Origin of the sequence: Longispora fulva (assembly GCF_015751905.1) — a bacterium.
In the GTDB taxonomy this organism is placed as follows: Bacteria; Actinomycetota; Actinomycetes; order Mycobacteriales; family Micromonosporaceae; genus Longispora; species Longispora fulva.
The window spans coordinates 2,885,357-2,900,422 of record NZ_JADOUF010000001.1 but is presented as its reverse complement, the minus strand read 5'-3'; the positions used below and the strand labels follow the sequence as shown (position 1 = coordinate 2,900,422).

Annotated in this window: 15 protein-coding genes; 10 read left to right on the top strand and 5 right to left on the bottom strand. The window is 70.8% G+C overall.

Translation table 11 applies throughout. The features are described 5' to 3' along the window. Positions 1-188: 188 nt before the first annotated feature. Positions 189-680 (bottom strand): hypothetical protein, encoded by a 492-nt coding sequence (locus IW245_RS40610; RefSeq protein WP_231398784.1) that lies wholly within the window; start codon positions 678-680, stop codon positions 189-191. A gap of 365 nt (positions 681-1,045) precedes the next feature. Between IW245_RS40610 and IW245_RS12825 the strand changes: the two genes are divergently transcribed. The 3 genes from IW245_RS12825 to IW245_RS12815 all read left to right on the top strand — a co-directional run bounded on the left by IW245_RS12825 (position 1,046) and on the right by IW245_RS12815 (position 3,449). Next, positions 1,046-2,188 carry a sensor histidine kinase gene (locus IW245_RS12825; protein ID WP_233472993.1) on the top strand — a complete coding sequence of 381 codons (1,143 nt, stop codon included), beginning with the start codon at positions 1,046-1,048 and terminating at the stop codon, positions 2,186-2,188. Further along, positions 2,176-2,826: a response regulator transcription factor gene (locus tag IW245_RS12820; protein WP_197003403.1), complete on the top strand. Its 651-nt coding sequence runs from the start codon at positions 2,176-2,178 to the stop codon at positions 2,824-2,826. The genes IW245_RS12825 and IW245_RS12820 overlap by 13 nt, the downstream gene beginning before the upstream one ends. A gap of 212 nt (positions 2,827-3,038) precedes the next feature. Next, on the top strand, positions 3,039-3,449 hold the full coding sequence (locus IW245_RS12815) for a hypothetical protein (protein ID WP_197008468.1): 411 nt from the start codon (positions 3,039-3,041) through the stop codon (positions 3,447-3,449). A 159-nt stretch (positions 3,450-3,608) separates the two neighbouring features. Here the strand turns inward: IW245_RS12815 and IW245_RS12810 are convergent, their stop codons facing one another. Continuing rightward, positions 3,609-4,988 (bottom strand): MFS transporter, encoded by a 1,380-nt coding sequence (locus IW245_RS12810; protein WP_197003402.1) that lies wholly within the window; start codon positions 4,986-4,988, stop codon positions 3,609-3,611. 51 nt (positions 4,989-5,039) lie between these two features. Between IW245_RS12810 and IW245_RS12805 the strand changes: the two genes are divergently transcribed. Continuing rightward, positions 5,040-5,396 (top strand): ArsR/SmtB family transcription factor, encoded by a 357-nt coding sequence (locus tag IW245_RS12805; RefSeq protein ID WP_197003401.1) that lies wholly within the window; start codon positions 5,040-5,042, stop codon positions 5,394-5,396. Positions 5,397-5,419: 23 nt separating this feature from the next. Here the strand turns inward: IW245_RS12805 and IW245_RS12800 are convergent, their stop codons facing one another. Together IW245_RS12800 and IW245_RS12795 are read right to left on the bottom strand one after the other, a co-directional pair. After that, on the bottom strand, positions 5,420-6,712 hold the full coding sequence (locus IW245_RS12800; RefSeq protein WP_197003400.1) for a CysS/YqeB C-terminal domain-containing protein: 1,293 nt from the start codon (positions 6,710-6,712) through the stop codon (positions 5,420-5,422). A gap of 91 nt (positions 6,713-6,803) precedes the next feature. After that, positions 6,804-7,214 (bottom strand): hypothetical protein, encoded by a 411-nt coding sequence (locus tag IW245_RS12795; protein WP_197003399.1) that lies wholly within the window; start codon positions 7,212-7,214, stop codon positions 6,804-6,806. Positions 7,215-7,420: 206 nt separating this feature from the next. Here IW245_RS12795 and nicT point away from each other — a divergent pair, with 206 nt between their 5' ends. Then, the gene (nicT, locus tag IW245_RS12790) at positions 7,421-8,530 is read left to right on the top strand and encodes a Nickel transporter NicT (protein ID WP_197003398.1); all 1,110 of its coding nucleotides are present in this window, start codon (positions 7,421-7,423) and stop codon (positions 8,528-8,530) included. A gap of 39 nt (positions 8,531-8,569) precedes the next feature. Here nicT and IW245_RS12785 read toward each other — a convergent pair whose 3' ends face one another. After that, positions 8,570-9,982 (bottom strand): DUF4331 domain-containing protein, encoded by a 1,413-nt coding sequence (locus IW245_RS12785; RefSeq protein WP_197003397.1) that lies wholly within the window; start codon positions 9,980-9,982, stop codon positions 8,570-8,572. 191 nt (positions 9,983-10,173) lie between these two features. Between IW245_RS12785 and IW245_RS12780 the strand changes: the two genes are divergently transcribed. The 5 genes from IW245_RS12780 (at position 10,174) to IW245_RS12760 (ending at position 14,888) form a co-directional block, all read left to right on the top strand. Beyond that, a complete protein-coding gene (locus IW245_RS12780) occupies positions 10,174-11,466 on the top strand; it encodes a tetratricopeptide repeat protein (RefSeq protein WP_197003396.1) in 1,293 nt (430 codons plus the stop codon). Beyond that, complete coding sequence (locus tag IW245_RS12775) at positions 11,463-13,196, top strand: sulfite exporter TauE/SafE family protein (protein ID WP_197003395.1); 1,734 nt, start codon at positions 11,463-11,465, stop codon at positions 13,194-13,196. Before IW245_RS12780 ends, IW245_RS12775 begins: the two co-directional genes overlap by 4 nt. A gap of 147 nt (positions 13,197-13,343) precedes the next feature. Then, the gene (locus IW245_RS12770) at positions 13,344-13,679 is read left to right on the top strand and encodes a hypothetical protein (RefSeq protein ID WP_197003394.1); all 336 of its coding nucleotides are present in this window, start codon (positions 13,344-13,346) and stop codon (positions 13,677-13,679) included. Positions 13,680-13,998: 319 nt separating this feature from the next. Continuing rightward, positions 13,999-14,664, top strand: coding sequence for a DUF1345 domain-containing protein (locus tag IW245_RS12765; RefSeq protein ID WP_197003393.1), 666 nt, complete (start codon positions 13,999-14,001; stop codon positions 14,662-14,664). A 38-nt stretch (positions 14,665-14,702) separates the two neighbouring features. After that, a complete protein-coding gene (locus tag IW245_RS12760; protein WP_197003392.1) occupies positions 14,703-14,888 on the top strand; it encodes a hypothetical protein in 186 nt (61 codons plus the stop codon). Positions 14,889-15,066 lie beyond the last annotated feature (178 nt).

Genomic DNA, 15,066 nt, shown 5'->3' with positions numbered 1-15,066 from the left:
GAGGAGGTCTTGCGCCTGATCGCGCGCGGCTGCTCGCTGAGATCGCCTCCGAGCTCGGCCTCGGCGCTGAGACGGTGAAGACGCACGTTGGTGCTGTTCTGGGCAAGCTCGGGGTGCGGGATCGTACGCAGGCTGCGAATGCCGCCTACGAGCCGGGCTTCATTGAATCCCGGTCGAAGGACCTCTCGTTAGTTGCGCTGCCGCGAACCACGCATCGCCAACCAGCCGCACACGGCCGCGAGCGGCAGTTCGGCGCACAGTGCCATGGCGATCGCCGCCCCGAGATCGCTGTTGGACGTGGCCGTCATCGTGTCGAACCAGGCGTCCACGACCAGCAGCGCCGCTGTGGCTGCCGCGGCGAGGGCGTGCCGGCGGTCGCCGCGCGCTGCGAGCAGGCCGGTGGCGATCAGGCCCGCCGCTTCCAGGATGTCCATGCCGATCCAGGCGGCTGGCCAACGCGGGGCGGTTGCGACTGCGGAAAGACCGGCGGCCAGGACGTACATCCAGGGAAGCAGTCCGAGGCCGGAGGCGACGAGTAGGCGCCCGATCCGGCGTGTGCCGCGGGACGTGGCCGCCGGGTGGGGCGGCTGGTTCGGGTCGGTGCCGTGCGGCCCGGGCCCCAGCGGTTCGTCGCTCCTGCGCGGCTGCCCGGTCGGCGCGTCCCGCGTGAAAAGCATCATCTGCGTCATCCTTGAGTCCGCCCCTGCCTTCTTCCTGGTCACGGACTCAAGCCTGCTGTGCGGCCGCTGCACTGTCACTCACACGCGTATCCGAATCGGGGGTGGAGAAAACCTCACCCCGAGCACGCCAGGCAAGTTGATGGAGCCCGCATGGCTTGTGGCTCTATTGTCTCGTCATGATCATCAGGACGGGGTGGGCGCGGTACGTGCGACGGCCTTTTCAAGGAGCAGGTCGGGCCACGGCGCTTCTCGCTGCGGGCCTGGCTGTCCTTCTCGGCAGCCTACTGGCGGTGGGGTTGCTGTGGGCCCTGCTCGCGGCGTTCTCGCTGTGGTCAATTGTGTCTGGATGGGTAGGGGCCTGGGTCGTGGCCGTGGTCGTCGCGGTAGCCGCCGCTCCGTTGCTGAGCTGGACGCAGCGGCAGCGTTTCCGCCTCCTGTTCGGTGTCCACATCGCGGTGCCCGACGGGCTGGCGGAACGGCCGGGGCTCCGTGGCATGGTGCCGTGGCTGCTGTCGGCCGCGGGCCGTCGACAGCTGCGCTATCACTTCCTGGCCGGTCCGCTGATCGTGCTCGGCGGGACGTTGACGCTGGCCTGCTGGGTGGTCGGTGCCGCGGCGGCGACCGTCTACCTCTGGATCTGGGTGACGCCGACGCACTGGCGGATCGACAGCCCCGGCTACGCCACCAAAGCCGCTTACGTCACCGTCGCGGGCGTGGCACTGCTCTACGGCACCGGCTGGTTCGCGAAGGCACTGGCCCGGGTCGACACTGCCGCCGCGCGGACGCTGCTGGGACCGAGCCGTGAGGAGCAGCTGGCCCGCCGGGTCACCGATCTGGCGGACAGCCGGGCGAGCGTGATCGACGCCGCGGATGCCGAGCGCCGCCGGATCGAGCGCGATCTGCACGACGGCGCGCAGCAGCGTCTGGTGGCGCTCGCGGTCAACCTCGGGCTGGCGAAGGCCACGCTCGGGGACCTGTCGGACGAGGCGCGCGCGGTGATCGACGACGCGCACCGTGAGGCGAAGGAAGCCATTACCGAGCTGGGCAACCTGGTTCGCGGTCTGCATCCGGCGGTCCTGGAGGACCGAGGCCTGGACGCTGCGCTGTCCGGCATCGCCGCCCGCCTGCCGGTCCCGGTGCGGGTGGCGGTGGACCTGCCGCATCGCCCGCCGCCGACTATCGAGGCGGTCGCCTACTTCGTGGTTTCCGAAGCGTTGACGAACGTGGTCAAACACGCCCGGGCGACCAGGGCGGAGGTGACCGTCGAGCAGGTCGGTGGGACACTGTTGGCGGTCGTCACGGACGACGGTGTGGGCGGCGCCGAACTCAGTACTGAACTCGGTGCCGGACACGGTGCCGGACACGGTGCCGAAGCCGGTGCCGCGTCCCGGGGAACCGGCATGGCCGGACTGGCCAAGCGGGTCGCCTCAGTCGACGGCACGCTGTCCTGCCACAGCCCCGTCGGGGGCCCGACAGTCATCACCGTGGAGCTGCCGTGCGTGCCGTGATCGCCGAGGATTCCGTTCTGCTGCGGGTCGGGGTGGTCAAGGTGCTCGAAGCGGCCGGCTTCGACGTCTGCGCCGAGGTCGGCGACGCGGCCGGGCTGCTGGCGGCGGTCGACGAGCACCGGCCGGACATCGCCGTTACGGACGTGCGGATGCCGCCGGGCTTCAGCGACGAGGGGGTGCGCGCCGCCCTGCTGATCCGCAGTCAGCATCCGGAGACCGCGGTACTTCTGTTGTCGCAGTATGTTGAGGAGCGCTACGCGGCTGACCTTCTCTCCGCCTACACCGCCGGCGTTGGCTATTTGCTCAAACAGCGGGTTGCCGACGTCGAGGAGTTCGCGGAGGCGGCGCGCCGGGTGGCCGCCGGCGGTACCGCTCTGGACCCGCAGGTCGTCGCGCAGCTGCTGGTGCGGCGGCACAGCGATCCGCTGGACCGCCTCACGCCGCGCGAACGCGTGGTGCTGGAGCTGATGGCCAGCGGCCGATCCAACACGGGCATTGCCGCCGAGCTGGTGGTCAGTGACGGCGCCGTCTCCAAGCACATCAACAACATCTTCGCGAAGCTCGATCTGCCCAGGGCCGACGCCGACCACCGCCGGGTGCTGGCGGTTCTGCGGTTTCTGGGAGTCGCCGAGCAGTGAGGGTGTGGTCGGCGACGCGGTGGCGTCACCGGCCACCCGGGGCCGGAGTCAGTTGGAGGTCGTGTACAGCTGTGTGCCGACGGGCACCGTAAGGCCGCTTACACAACTCCAGACGGGCCCTAGCCGAGGAGCGTCGCAAGGGGCGCGCCGGCGGAAATCTGAGTACTGGTACTCATCCGCGCGGGTGGTGTCAGCAATACGCTCGTGTGGTGATGTCGATTCCCTCCGGGCGTGCTCTTTCTTTCCGTCAGGCGTCGGGCTTTCTCCTTGTCGCTGTTGCGTCTGTGCTGGTGTGGTACGCCTGGCTGGGGTGGGACACCGAATATCAGGTGAATGCCGTCACGAACGAAACGTCCGGACCATACGAAACGTGGCAGGTGATCGGGTGCGTCCTGTCACTGCTGGTACTGCTGGTAGGCGCCGTGCTGGTTGGGCTGGCACCACTGACCGCGTCCGCCGCGCTCACGCTCGCATTCACGTCGGCCTGGACAGCTCAGGCGGCATCCACTGACGACACGGGCCTGTTCGCCGTGGGCACGGTGATGATCCTGTTCGGGCTGGGGGCCTCCAGCACGGTGACTTCACTCGCGACGGCAAGACTCCGTCGCCGCTTTGCGCGGTAGGCCCGAGGTGTGACCGGCCCACCGCACAGGGGCGTCCTGGTCGAGACAACCGAGGAACCCAGGGCGCGAGACGCCGACGCCCAACTGCGCTCGATCGGCTCGCCGGTGAGGACCGGGGCCAGAACGGACGTCAGGTCGGGGCGGGTGGCGCGGCGGCCGCTACCTCGTCGACGTCGTACTCCACGAACGAGTCGGTCGGGTTGTCGGCCAGCGGGGATGGAGGTCGTCGATCACGAGTCGGTGGGTGTGACGCCAGGCCCCCGGGCCGCCGGTGGCGTCGGCGAGGTGGTGCGGATCGGATTCGGTGTGCACGTGTTCGACGATGTCCGGGTCGGCGGCCGGCCAGGCCCGCCACGCCTGGGCGAGGCCGGCCAGCGCCACGGCGGCGAGGACGGCGAGCGCGAGGGGGATGCTGACCGCGCCGAGCACCCCGGCGAGGAGGTACGTGGCCAGCCAGCCCAGATGCGACACGGTGAACTGGGCCGCGAAGAGCGCCGGTAGGTCATCGGGGTGCCCGGAGCGGCGGATCAGGCGGCCGACCGGGGTCTGCGCGAGGCAGTCGGCGGCCCCGATCAGCGCCCACGCGACGAGGATCACGGGCCACCAGGCGCCCGGCAGGGCCGCCGTCAGTGCCGCGGCTGTGGTCAGGACGGTCACGAGCGCGGCGCACGCGCCGAGCATCACGTCCCGGTCGGGCACCCGGGTGAGTACGTGCGGCAGGACCAGTGCCGCGGCGATCGAGCCCGCGCCGGACACGCCGAGGGCTACGGCGACCGTCGGGTCCGATCCGCCCAGGTGGCCGCGCACGATGACCACGGTGTTGACCAGGACCATCGCGCCGGCCGCGGCCACGGCGAGGTTGACGCCGACGACCGCCCGCAGCCGAGGGGTGGCGGCAAATATTCGAAGGCCCCGGGTGACGCGGTCGAGCAGTGTGCCGCGTCGGGCCGGGGGGTGCTCGCCCGGTCGGGGTCCTGCGGGGAGGGCGGTGGTGAGGACGAGGGTGGCGGAGGCGGCGAATCCGAAGGCGGTGCCCGCGAACAGCCAGCGGGCGTCGGCGACCGCGAGCAGGGCGGCGGCGAGGACCGGGCTGGCGAGGGACTCGAGGTCATAGGCCAGCCGGGACAGCGACAGCGCACGGGTGTAGTCGGCCTCGTCGAGCAGCACAGTGGGGATGGTGGCCTGGAACGCGGGCGTGAACGCCGCCGACGCGGACTGGAGCACGGCGATCAGGACGTACACCTGCCAGACGTGGCCGACGAACGGTAGCGCGGCCGCGACCGCCATCCGCAGCACGTCCGCCGCGACGAGGAACCCTCGCCGGGGCAGCCGGTCGGCGACGGCGGTGACGACGGGGGCGAGAAGGACGTAGGCGACCATCTTGATGGCGAGGGCCGTGCTCAGGACGAGTCCGGCGTCGGGGCCGGCGAGCCGGTACGCGGTCAGGCCGAGGGCCACCGTCGCGAGGCCGGTGCCGACGAGGGCGAGAACCTGGGCGGTGAACAGGTGACGGTACGTCCGGTTTTCCCACACGGCCATTCCGCTACCCTCCAACGACGTCCACCCGCCGACCCGAGAGAACATGTGCTCATGTACGCACGCGACAATACTAAGCTAGTGGTCGACTGGGAACGCCTGCCGCCCGCCGAACAGGTCGACGCCGCCACCGAGGCGTTCAGGATGCTGGGCGACGCGACCCGACTGCGGCTGCTGTGGCTGCTGTGCGGCGGCGAATACGACGTCACCACCCTCGCCGACCAGCTCGGCGCCCCCCGGCCGGCCGTGTCCCAGCACCTGGCGAAGCTGCGTCTGGCCGGCCTGGTCAGCCAGAGGCGGGACGGCCGGCGCGCGGTGTACGCCGCGCGCGGCGGGCATGTCCGACGTCTCCTCGCCGAGGCGCTGGGCGCCGCCGCCCATCACGTCAAGGGCCTGCCGGACCACGACTGAACCCGGTGAAGATGTGGGATCGCTCAGGTGTCGGCCGCGTGGTCGGGGTCGTGGGAGTGGGTAGGGCTCTCAACGCTCCAGTGGGTGGCCTGCGGGGTGTCGTGCAGGGTGAGGCCCGCGGCGATGAGGGCGTCGCGGATGGCATCGGCCTGCGCGTAGGAGCCCTGGTCCCGCAGCTGCCGCCGCACAGTGAGCAGCGGCTCGACGGCCGGGCGCAGGTGATGCAGGGCGTCGGGGGCGACGGCGTCCCCGAGGCGGAGGATGAGGTCACGCAGGATCGCGCGTGACTGCTCGGTCCCTTCGTCCTCCTCGGTGTCGCCGGCCCAGTCCGTGATGGCTGTCTCCAGGGTGAGGATGGCGTCCACCATGGCCGCGGCGTCGCGGCCCGCGTGCGCGGCGGCGAAGGCGGCCTCACCGGACCGGGTGATCTCGACGAGGGTGAGCGGTGGGTGAGCGGGCTTCGTGGCGACGGCACGTTCGGTTCGAGCCAGGTGGACGCTGTGCGGTCCGTTCCGGGTCAGAGCGCGCAGCTCCGCGAGGCCCAGCCTCGTACCGGCAGGCAGGACCGTGCTGTTCCCGGCCCGTCGGACGGTCAGCGCGCCGCGCCCGGTGACCTCGACGTCGCTGCGGTCCTGGTCGAAGATCACGGCGGTGTGCTCGTCGACGCCGAGGACGGCGGTGCCGGGCGGGAGTTGGTGTTCGAGGTGGGCGAGGCGGCGCTCGCCCAGGTAGCAGTACCGGGTGTCGTGGGTGCCGCCTTCGGTGTTGTCGTAGTGCGGGATGACGGTGACGTCGAGGCCCAGGGGTTCGAGCATGTTCAGGCCGCCGACCCAGTGCGGGGCGAGGCCGGCCTTGTAGATCTCGTAGACGGGGAGCGCGGTGCGGCCCATGGTGGCCGCTGCGGCGGAGGCGAACACCGTCAGGCCCCGTCCGTGGCGGATCCGGTCGCGCAGTGCGGCGGCGGTCGGACCGTTCGTCCACCGGCTCAGGGCGTAGGTGGGGCTGCCGGGGCCGGCGAAGACCCAGTCGGCGGTGCGGATCGCGGCCGTGTCTCGCCCGGATACGGCCGGGTCCTCTTCGCTGGGGGTCGGGCATACCTGCACGGTCAGCCCGACGCTGCGCCGGAAGTACGCGATGGCCTTGGCGGAGATGTCGGCGACGTTCTCCTGGAACGCGTACGGCGTGTCGAGAAGGACCGCGCGGCCGGGGCGGTCCCGCAGGCGTGCGACGATCGCGCGGTGCACGGTCACCATGGTGGGACTGGTTTCACCCGAGCCCATGATCGCCAGTACGCCGGAGCCGCTGAGTCCGGACACGGTGCCTCCCGTCGGGCGCGCCGAAACACCATCCCCCCGACGGTAACCATCCGCACAGCGCAAGTCACTACCTGTATGGACAGTGGGCGCGTCAAGGCCGCGTGATCAACGCGCCCGCCGGGGCGACGCCATAGGCCGTGATCAGATCCCAGAACTGCGGAGCGCCGACCGCGACGGCCACAACGCGGGTGTCCGTGGCGTGCAGCAGTGCCAGGTGGCGGCACGCGTGGGCGGCCACCTGAGTCAGGGTCACCACCGGTGGGCTCGGGGCCAGCAGGTCACCGGAATGCGCTGTCGTCACCGGTCGTAGGGCCCGGCCCCGTCCGGGGTCCGGATCGCACGCCGCCGCGTAGGTCAACACGACCTGCCCGTGCTCATATCGCCAGGACGTGGAGTGCAGCACCGTCGGCGGTGGTGAGGCCGGTTCCAGCCCGGCGAGGCGGCCGGCGGCGGCGTCCGGGGACTCCGCGCCCAGGGCGTCGCGGCGTGCGCGGTAGGTCAAGGCGCCACGGTGGACGCCGAGCCATACGAGTTCGACCATGACCCGGTTGTTGGCCTGTGTTGGCCGCCGTTGTTCCTGTGGCACGCCAGCCTCCCGCAGTGTTGCCTCTTCGTCACTTTCGGTAAATGATTGCAGGGCGGGTTGCCCCATTACCTCGCTTTCGTGCACGACCGCGCGCCGGTTCCTTCCTGGACGAGAGGTCGACGATGTCTTCAGCGCAGCACGCCCTCCGCCCATCCCACCGCTTCCTGACCCGCCCCGACCGTTACCGGCTCGCGGGCATGTTCGGGTTCGTCGTCGTCCTGCACGCGCTCGGATGGGGAGTTCTCCTCTGGTTGGTGGTGCCCGGGCACTACCAGCTTGGCGCGGGTCTGTTCGGCGTCGGCACCGGCCTGACCGCCTACTCCCTGGGGCTTCGGCACGCGTTCGACGTGGATCACATCGCCGCGATCGACAACACCACCCGCAAACTCGTCGCCGACGGGCAGCGCCCACTGTCGGTGGGCTTCTGGTTCTCCCTCGGGCACTCCACCGTGGTCGTCGCGCTCACCACGCTCATCGCGTTCGGCGTACGCGCCGTGGGCTCAGGCCTGTCTGATGACACCTCCGCCCTGCGCGTCTACGGCGGCATGATCGGCACCACTGTCTCAGGACTGTTCCTCTACCTGATCGCGGCGATGAATCTCCTGGTCCTGCTGGGCGTGGTGAGGATCTTCCGCCGGATGCGGCGCGGGGAATTCGACGAAGCGGCGTTGAGCACGCACCTGGACAACCGGGGCTTCCTCAACCGGCTGCTCGGCCGGTTGATGCGATCGGTGCGCCGGCCGTGGCACATCTACCCGATCGGCGTGCTGTTCGGCCTGGGCTTTGACACCGTCACCGAGGTGTCGCTGCTCATCATCGCCGGCACGAGCGTCGCCGCCGGCCTGCCGTGGTACGCGATCATGTGCCTGCCGGTCCTGTTCGCCGCAGGCATGTCCCTGCTGGACACACTCGACGGCTCCTTCATGCACGCCGCCTACTCCTGGGCGCTCGCGCAGCCGGTGCGGCGCGTGTACTTCAACATGACCGTCACCGGCCTGTCCGTTCTGGTCGCGCTGCTGGTGGGCACAGTGCAGATCCTGGCGTTGCTCCGCGACGCTCTCGGGCTGCGCGGCCGAACCTGGGACTGGGTCGACGGCCTGTCCTTCGACACGATCGGATTCGTCGTGGTGGGAGTGTTCGCCGGAGTCTGGCTGCTCGCCGCCGCCGTGTGGCGGTTCGGCCGGATCGAACAACGGTGGATGCCGCAGCCGGCCGAGGAGCCCACTGACTAAAGGGGTGTGGGGGCCGCTGGATGCGACCCCCACCTCGGTTCAGCTCTGGTTCACCGACACCGCGTTCGGCAGCGCCAGGTACGGGAACGCGTTGCCGAACGCGTGCTCGTTGGCGTCGACCCCGTCACCGAGGCCGGACACGCCGGGCGCCGGGTTGGGCAGCAGGATGCCTTCGGCCGCCTGCAGGGTGATGTCGATCGTGTCGTCGGCGAGCCTGCGACCGTTCGGGAACCCGGCGAGGTCACCGCCCAGGACGCCCATCCGGCTCGGGCTGGCCGACGGCGGCACGGCCATGTTCAGCCGCAGCTGCTCGCTGGGCCGGAACCGCGAGGCCACCACGTCCTTATTCAACAACTGCGAGTTGAGGTCGGCCTGCACCGGCCCGCACGCCTTGCACACCCCGGTCAAGAACACCTCGACCAGGTCGTTTCTCGGCGTGGCGGGCGCGGGGATGTGGTAGATGGCGTTGACCAGCTTCGGCACCTCCGGGGAGGTCACGTACGGCAGGAACTTGGCGTCGTCGACCGGGCGGGTGGCGTTGAACTCGTTCTTGCGCCCCACGGGGATGACGACCTCGTTGACCAACGGCATGCCCAGACGCGAGACCTGGGCCCGCCCGTGCTCGGCGTCGGACTCATCCGGCACCGTCTCGGTGACCTCCATCCGCTTGCGCGAGGTCGTGCTCCAGATCCCCACCACGGGGTTGCGCGATACGCTGCCTCCCAGCGCGAGGTCCTTCGATGGGACCTGCAGGGCGACGGCGTTGACGTTGTAGCCCTTCAGGGTGTCCTGGCCGACCTCGGACAGGTTGCCCCCGTAGAGCAGGTCGAACACGCGCAGGTCGGCGAAGAACGGATCGTCGGCCTGCCCGGTGAACGACTTGCCGCCGCCGGGGATCTGGGTGACCGCCTGCTGGCGCAGCGCCGCGTAGTTCGGCATGGACGCGGGCCCCGTGTTGGAGGGGGCGACCTTGCCGTTGCTGATCAGCGTCGTGTGCTCGTGCCCGGCGATCCGCTCCAGCTTGTAGGTCTGGTAGAAGTTCAGGTCCGGGTCGGTCAACGAGGTGACCACGCCGGTGTTGTAGAGAAACGTGTTCGGGTTGCGGTAGTGGTCGGTGAACGTCCACCGGTAGACGATGTCCGCTCGTGCGTCGCCGTCGTTGTCGATGTTGACGTCGTAGGCGGCGTCCGAGGCGAACTGGTAGAAGTTCGGACCGCCGTTGGGCTCCTCGAACGGGATCCAGTTCGCCACCATCGTGACCTTGTCGGGCGCGTCGGGGCTGACGAACGCGTACAGGTCGGTGTTGTCCAGGCGCGGTTCGCCCGCGATCAGTGGGGCCTCGCGGTGGCTGGACGCGCTCGCGCCCTGGGGTAGTGCCGCGAGCCCGGCGGCGAGGACCGACGCGACGGCGACGGCCGCTGCGGCACGACGTCTGACATGACGATGTCTCAACTGTGTTCTCCTTCTACTCCCCGTGGCGAGACGACAGCGGATGTTCGCCTCGCAGAGCGATTCGGAGCCGAATACGCCCCAGTTGGGTAGCCTATGGAAGAAATTTTGAGATTAAACCCATACACCCACATTTCTGGTACGAAGCACCGTCGGGGCCGCACCGTGCGCCCCGGGGAGAACCAGGAGGTCGCATGGCCCGGCGTATCGCCCGCGTGGCCGCACTGTCCCTCGTCGGCCTGGTCGTGGTCGGCTCCGCCGCCGGGGCCCTGATGAGCGTCGACCCGCCGGCACCGGCCGGGCGGCCCGCCGGTCCCGCCGTCGATCCGGTAGCCCGCGCCGAGCGCCGGGTCGCCGACGTGCCCGGCGACTGGAAAACCCTCGCCGACCTGGGTCTGACCTATGTGGAGCGGGCCCGGGCGACCGCAGACCCCGGCTACTACCCCCGGGCCCAGTCCGCCCTCGAACGGTCCGTGGCCGTCCGGGCCGACGACAACGCGCCCGCCGAGCTGGGGTTCGCCGCACTCGCCGCCGCCCGGCACGACTTCGACGGGGCGCTGCGCCGGGCCGACCGGGCCCTCGCCGCGGACGGGTACCTGGCCGCCGCGTACGGAGTCCGCGCCGACGCCCTGATCGAACTCGGCCGCTACGACGAGGGGTTCGCCGCCGTGCAGCGCATGGTCGACCTGCGCCCGGACGCCTCCTCCTACGCCCGCGCCTCCTACACCTGGGAACTGCGCGGCGACCCCGGCCGGGCCCGGTCCGCCCTGGAGATGGCGCTGCGGGCGGCCCCCGACTCCGCCTCGACATCCTTCGCGCTGTACCAGCTCGGCGAGCTCGCCTTCGGCACCGGCGACCTCGACGGGGCCGGCAAACGGTTCGACGAGGGCCTCGCGCGGGCGCCGGGCGACGTCACGCTACGCGTCGGCCGGGCACGGGTGCTCGCGGCGCGAGGCAGGACCGAACAGTCCCTCGCCGACTACTCCGCGGCCGTCACCCGGCTGCCGAACCCGACCTGGCTCACCGAGTACGGCGACCTGCTCGCCGCCAACGGCCAACCCGACAAGGCCCGCGCCCAGTACGACCTGGTGCGGGCCAGCCAGCGGCTCCTGGCCGGCCAGGGCGTCAACACCGACCTGGAGCTCGCCCTGTTCGACTCCGACCACGGCGCGCCCGCCGCTGCGCTGGAGTCCGCGCGGGCGGCGTACGCCGCGCGCAGGAGCGTCTTCGCCGCCGACGCCCTCGCCTGGGCGCTGCACGTCAACGGCCGCTCCGCCGAGGCCCTGCCCCTGGCGCGGGAGGCGCAGCGGCTCGGTACCCGCAGCGCCCTGCTCGCCTACCACCTCGGCGTGATCGAGGCCGCCACCGGCGACCGCGAGGGCGCCCGTACCCACTTGGAGACCGCCCTGAAGCTCAACGAGCACTTCTCCGCCCTGCACGCCCCTCGGGCCCGCGCGGCTCTGGCGACCCTCGGCAGCGACCGGTGAGGCGGATCGGGGTGTTCGGCGCGCTGCTCGCCGGATGCGTACTGCTCACCGCGAGCCCCGCCGCCGCGCACCCGCTCGGCAACTTCACCACCAACCAGTACGCCGGCCTGACCGTTGACGCTACGGGCGTGACCGTCGACTACGTCGTCGACATGGCCGAACTGCCCACCTACCAGCTCCGCCAGCAACTGTGGCCCGACACGGCCCCCACCGGTGCGCAGTCCGCCGGCTACGCGGCGAGCGAATGCGCCAGGATCGCCGGCACCGCCGCCGTCACCGCCGACGGACGCCCGGTGCCGTTGACCGTGACGCAACGGGCGATCAGCTTCCCGGTCGGGGCCGCCGGGCTCGACACCCTGCGACTGGAGTGCGTGCTGCGGGGCGACGCCCACCTCGACCGGTCCTCGCGGATCGCCTACTCCGCGGACGCGTACCCGGAGAGATTGGGTTGGCGGGAGGTGACCGCCGTCGGGGACGGCACCACCCTCACCGCCAGCGACGTGCCCGCCGCCAGTCCCAGCAGGCGGCTGACCGCCTACCCCGACCAGGCTCTGACCTCACCCGCGGCCACCCACTCCGCGCACCTGACGGCGACACCCGGTGGCGTCGCCGCCCCACGGGCTGCCAGCACCGCCGCCGGCACCCAGGCCCGTGGCGTGGACCGGTTGACCCGGGCCTTCACCGACTTCATCGGACGGCCGAAACTCACCCTGTCCATCGGGGTACTCGCCGTCCTCATCGCCCTGGTCCTCGGCGCCGCGCACGCACTCGCCCCCGGCCACGGCAAGACTGTGATGGCCGCCTACCTCGTGGCCGAACGCGGCTCACTGCGCCATGCCGGCGTCATCGCCGCCACCGTCACCCTCACCCACACCGGCGGGGTCATGATCCTGGGCCTGCTGCTGTCGACCACTCTCGCGTTCGCGCCCCAGCGGGTGTACGGCTGGCTCGGCCTCACCAGCGGCGCGCTCCTCGCCGCCGTCGGCGCGGTACTGCTGTACCGGGCCTGGCGCGGCCAGGGACTCTCCCACGGCCACCACCACGGCCCGGGCGGGCACATCCACGGGCCCGCAGGGCATCATCACGGCCCCGATGGGCACACGCACGGGCCGGGCGGGCACCACCACCACCACCACGGGCCGCTCAACGCCGACGGTCACCAGGCCGAACTGGTCGCAGCGCACGCGGGCACGTCAGCACAGGTCACCGCGGGTCACGATCACCCGCACGACCACTCCCACCACGGCGAACTCGCGCATGCCGGCCACACCCACGGGGCCGCACACGACGACGGCCACAACCACAGCCACAGCCACGATCATGCTCATGTCCACACGCCGCTCGGGCACAACGAGCACCACGACCACGTGACCGGGGCCGGGCCGGCGGGTTCGGGCGGTGCCCGTTCCGCTTTGAGCCTGTTCACCGTCACCGCGATGGGCTTCGCCGGTGGACTCGTGCCCAGCCCGTCGGCCGTCGTCGTGCTCCTGGGCGCGATAGCCCTGGGCCGCACCTGGTTCGGCGTCGTCCTCGTCCTCGGCTACGGCGCGGGCATGGCCGCGACGCTCGTCGGGATCGGATTCCTACTCGCCCGTTGGCGGCATCGCCTGGAGCCCCGGCTCACCGGCCGCACCGGCACCCTCGTGCGGCGGGTCGCCCCACTGGCAACCTCTGGTCTCGTGGTGGTCGTCGGCCTGTGCGTCGCCGCGCAAGCCGCCGTCAGCCTGTGATCCGTGCTCGACCTGCCCTGCGACCTTCCGGAACCAGAACCAGTGGAACCAGGGTGCGTTTTTGTGGCGACGCGACCTGGCTCCCTAGGTCCTGTCATGGGCTGAATTGGCTGGTCGCGGCCTGGGTGTCGCGGGCAGAATGTTGCGATGGTCGAGGAAGCGTCGCTGCCGCTGGCTGATCTTCTTGGGGTCGGCCGGCTCAAGTACCTGCGCCAACGGTCATTGCGGAACCCGCGGTGGCGAGATGCGGGGTATGTCCGGTTACTTATTGTGCCTCGTCAGGTGCGATGGAGCCGGCCGTCGGTTCTTGATCCGCAACTGGCCGAGGTTCGGGCAACGATCACCGAGTATCAGCGCCGCGCGGCCGGGCGGGGTGTCGTGGCGGCCGATAGCGCCTGGCAGGAGGTCCTCAACGCCGTGGATCGCCTCATCGCCGAGGGCGAGCGGATCAAAGGGTCACGGATTGCTCCTCGAAGCCTCTGATCGATCGTGGTCGCGTGGTGGAGGCCAGCCACCGGCCGGGCCCCTGGCCCTGCGGTGGGCGGCCTGGTCGACCTTGACGGGGAGGGTGGCCTTGATGCCGCGCTCGCGCAGGTAGGCCCGGTTGGCTCGCGACGACTAGGTTTTGTCGGCTAGTACCCGATCGTGTGGTGCGGGCGCGACCCGGACCGATCCTGGGCACCTTGATCGCCTCGAGCAGAAACCAATCCGACGCGCATCCGATGGCCGAGCATGGGCGATTGGTTAGAAACTCTCCGTTCTCGGGTAGGGGTTCTGGACGCGGGTACCGGGAGGGTGCGGTATGGCGACTAGGACGCGCGCGGATCGAGGATCCTGGTGGGACCAGCAGGCCCGGGTGAAGCTGTTGGTGTCGCTGGTCGTGGGCCTGATCGGCGGGGGACTGGGCCTTGTCGTGGGTGCGGGCGTGTCGGCCGTGTTGATCGCCTGGGACGTGCTGGCGGCGGTGTTCAGCGTGTGGATCTGGTGGACGGTGTGGGGACTGGATCCGACCTCGACGGCCGGTCACGCGCGGCGGGAGGATCCCGGCCGGGAGGTGGCCGATCTGGTCCTGGTGGTCGCGGCTCTGGCGAGTCTGGTCGCGGTCGGCGTGGTGCTGGTCAGCGCCGGGCACGCCCACGGCGCGGCGAGGTATCTCCGGGCGGGCTTCGCCGTCGCCTCCGTTGTCGTGTCGTGGATTTTGGTGCACACGGTCTTCGCCCTCAAGTACGCCCGCCTGTACTACTCGGGTGAGGCCGGTGGGATCGAATTCAACGAGGAGGACGAGCCGCAGTACACGGACTTCGCGTATCTGGCGTTCACGATCGGCATGACGTTTCAGGTCTCCGACACCAACCTGAAGACCAAGGAGATCCGCAGGACCGCGTTACATCACGCCTGGCTGTCGTTCCCGCTGGGAACGGTGATCATCGCGGCATCCATCAACCTCATCGCCGGCCTGGCCCCGTGACGCAGCGGGTCGGCGTTACCCACCGAAGCGGGGGAGTCATGCACGAGGATCAGACGAACAAGCGCGATCTGCTGGCTGACGCCGAGCAGCGCATCCACGACGAGCAGGAATCCAACGCCCGGGCCGCTGGTGGCGGGGCCCGCGACGAGGAACAGGCCGACGTTCTCGCCGACGAGGCACTCGACCTCGAAGACGAAGACCACGACACCGGCGGGGAGGGATGACACGCGCCTGGCATGGGCGTGACCGGCATTCCGCCGTCTGAACGTCCAAGGCCAGGTCCGGCAGTGTCTGACCGCTCGGCCCATGCCCGGACGCCGGGTTCCGTCAGATGCGGCGTGCGAGAGCCGGCCCCGGGCTGGCCGGGGCCGCGGCCCCGGCCAGCCGGTGTGCTGGGTGTCG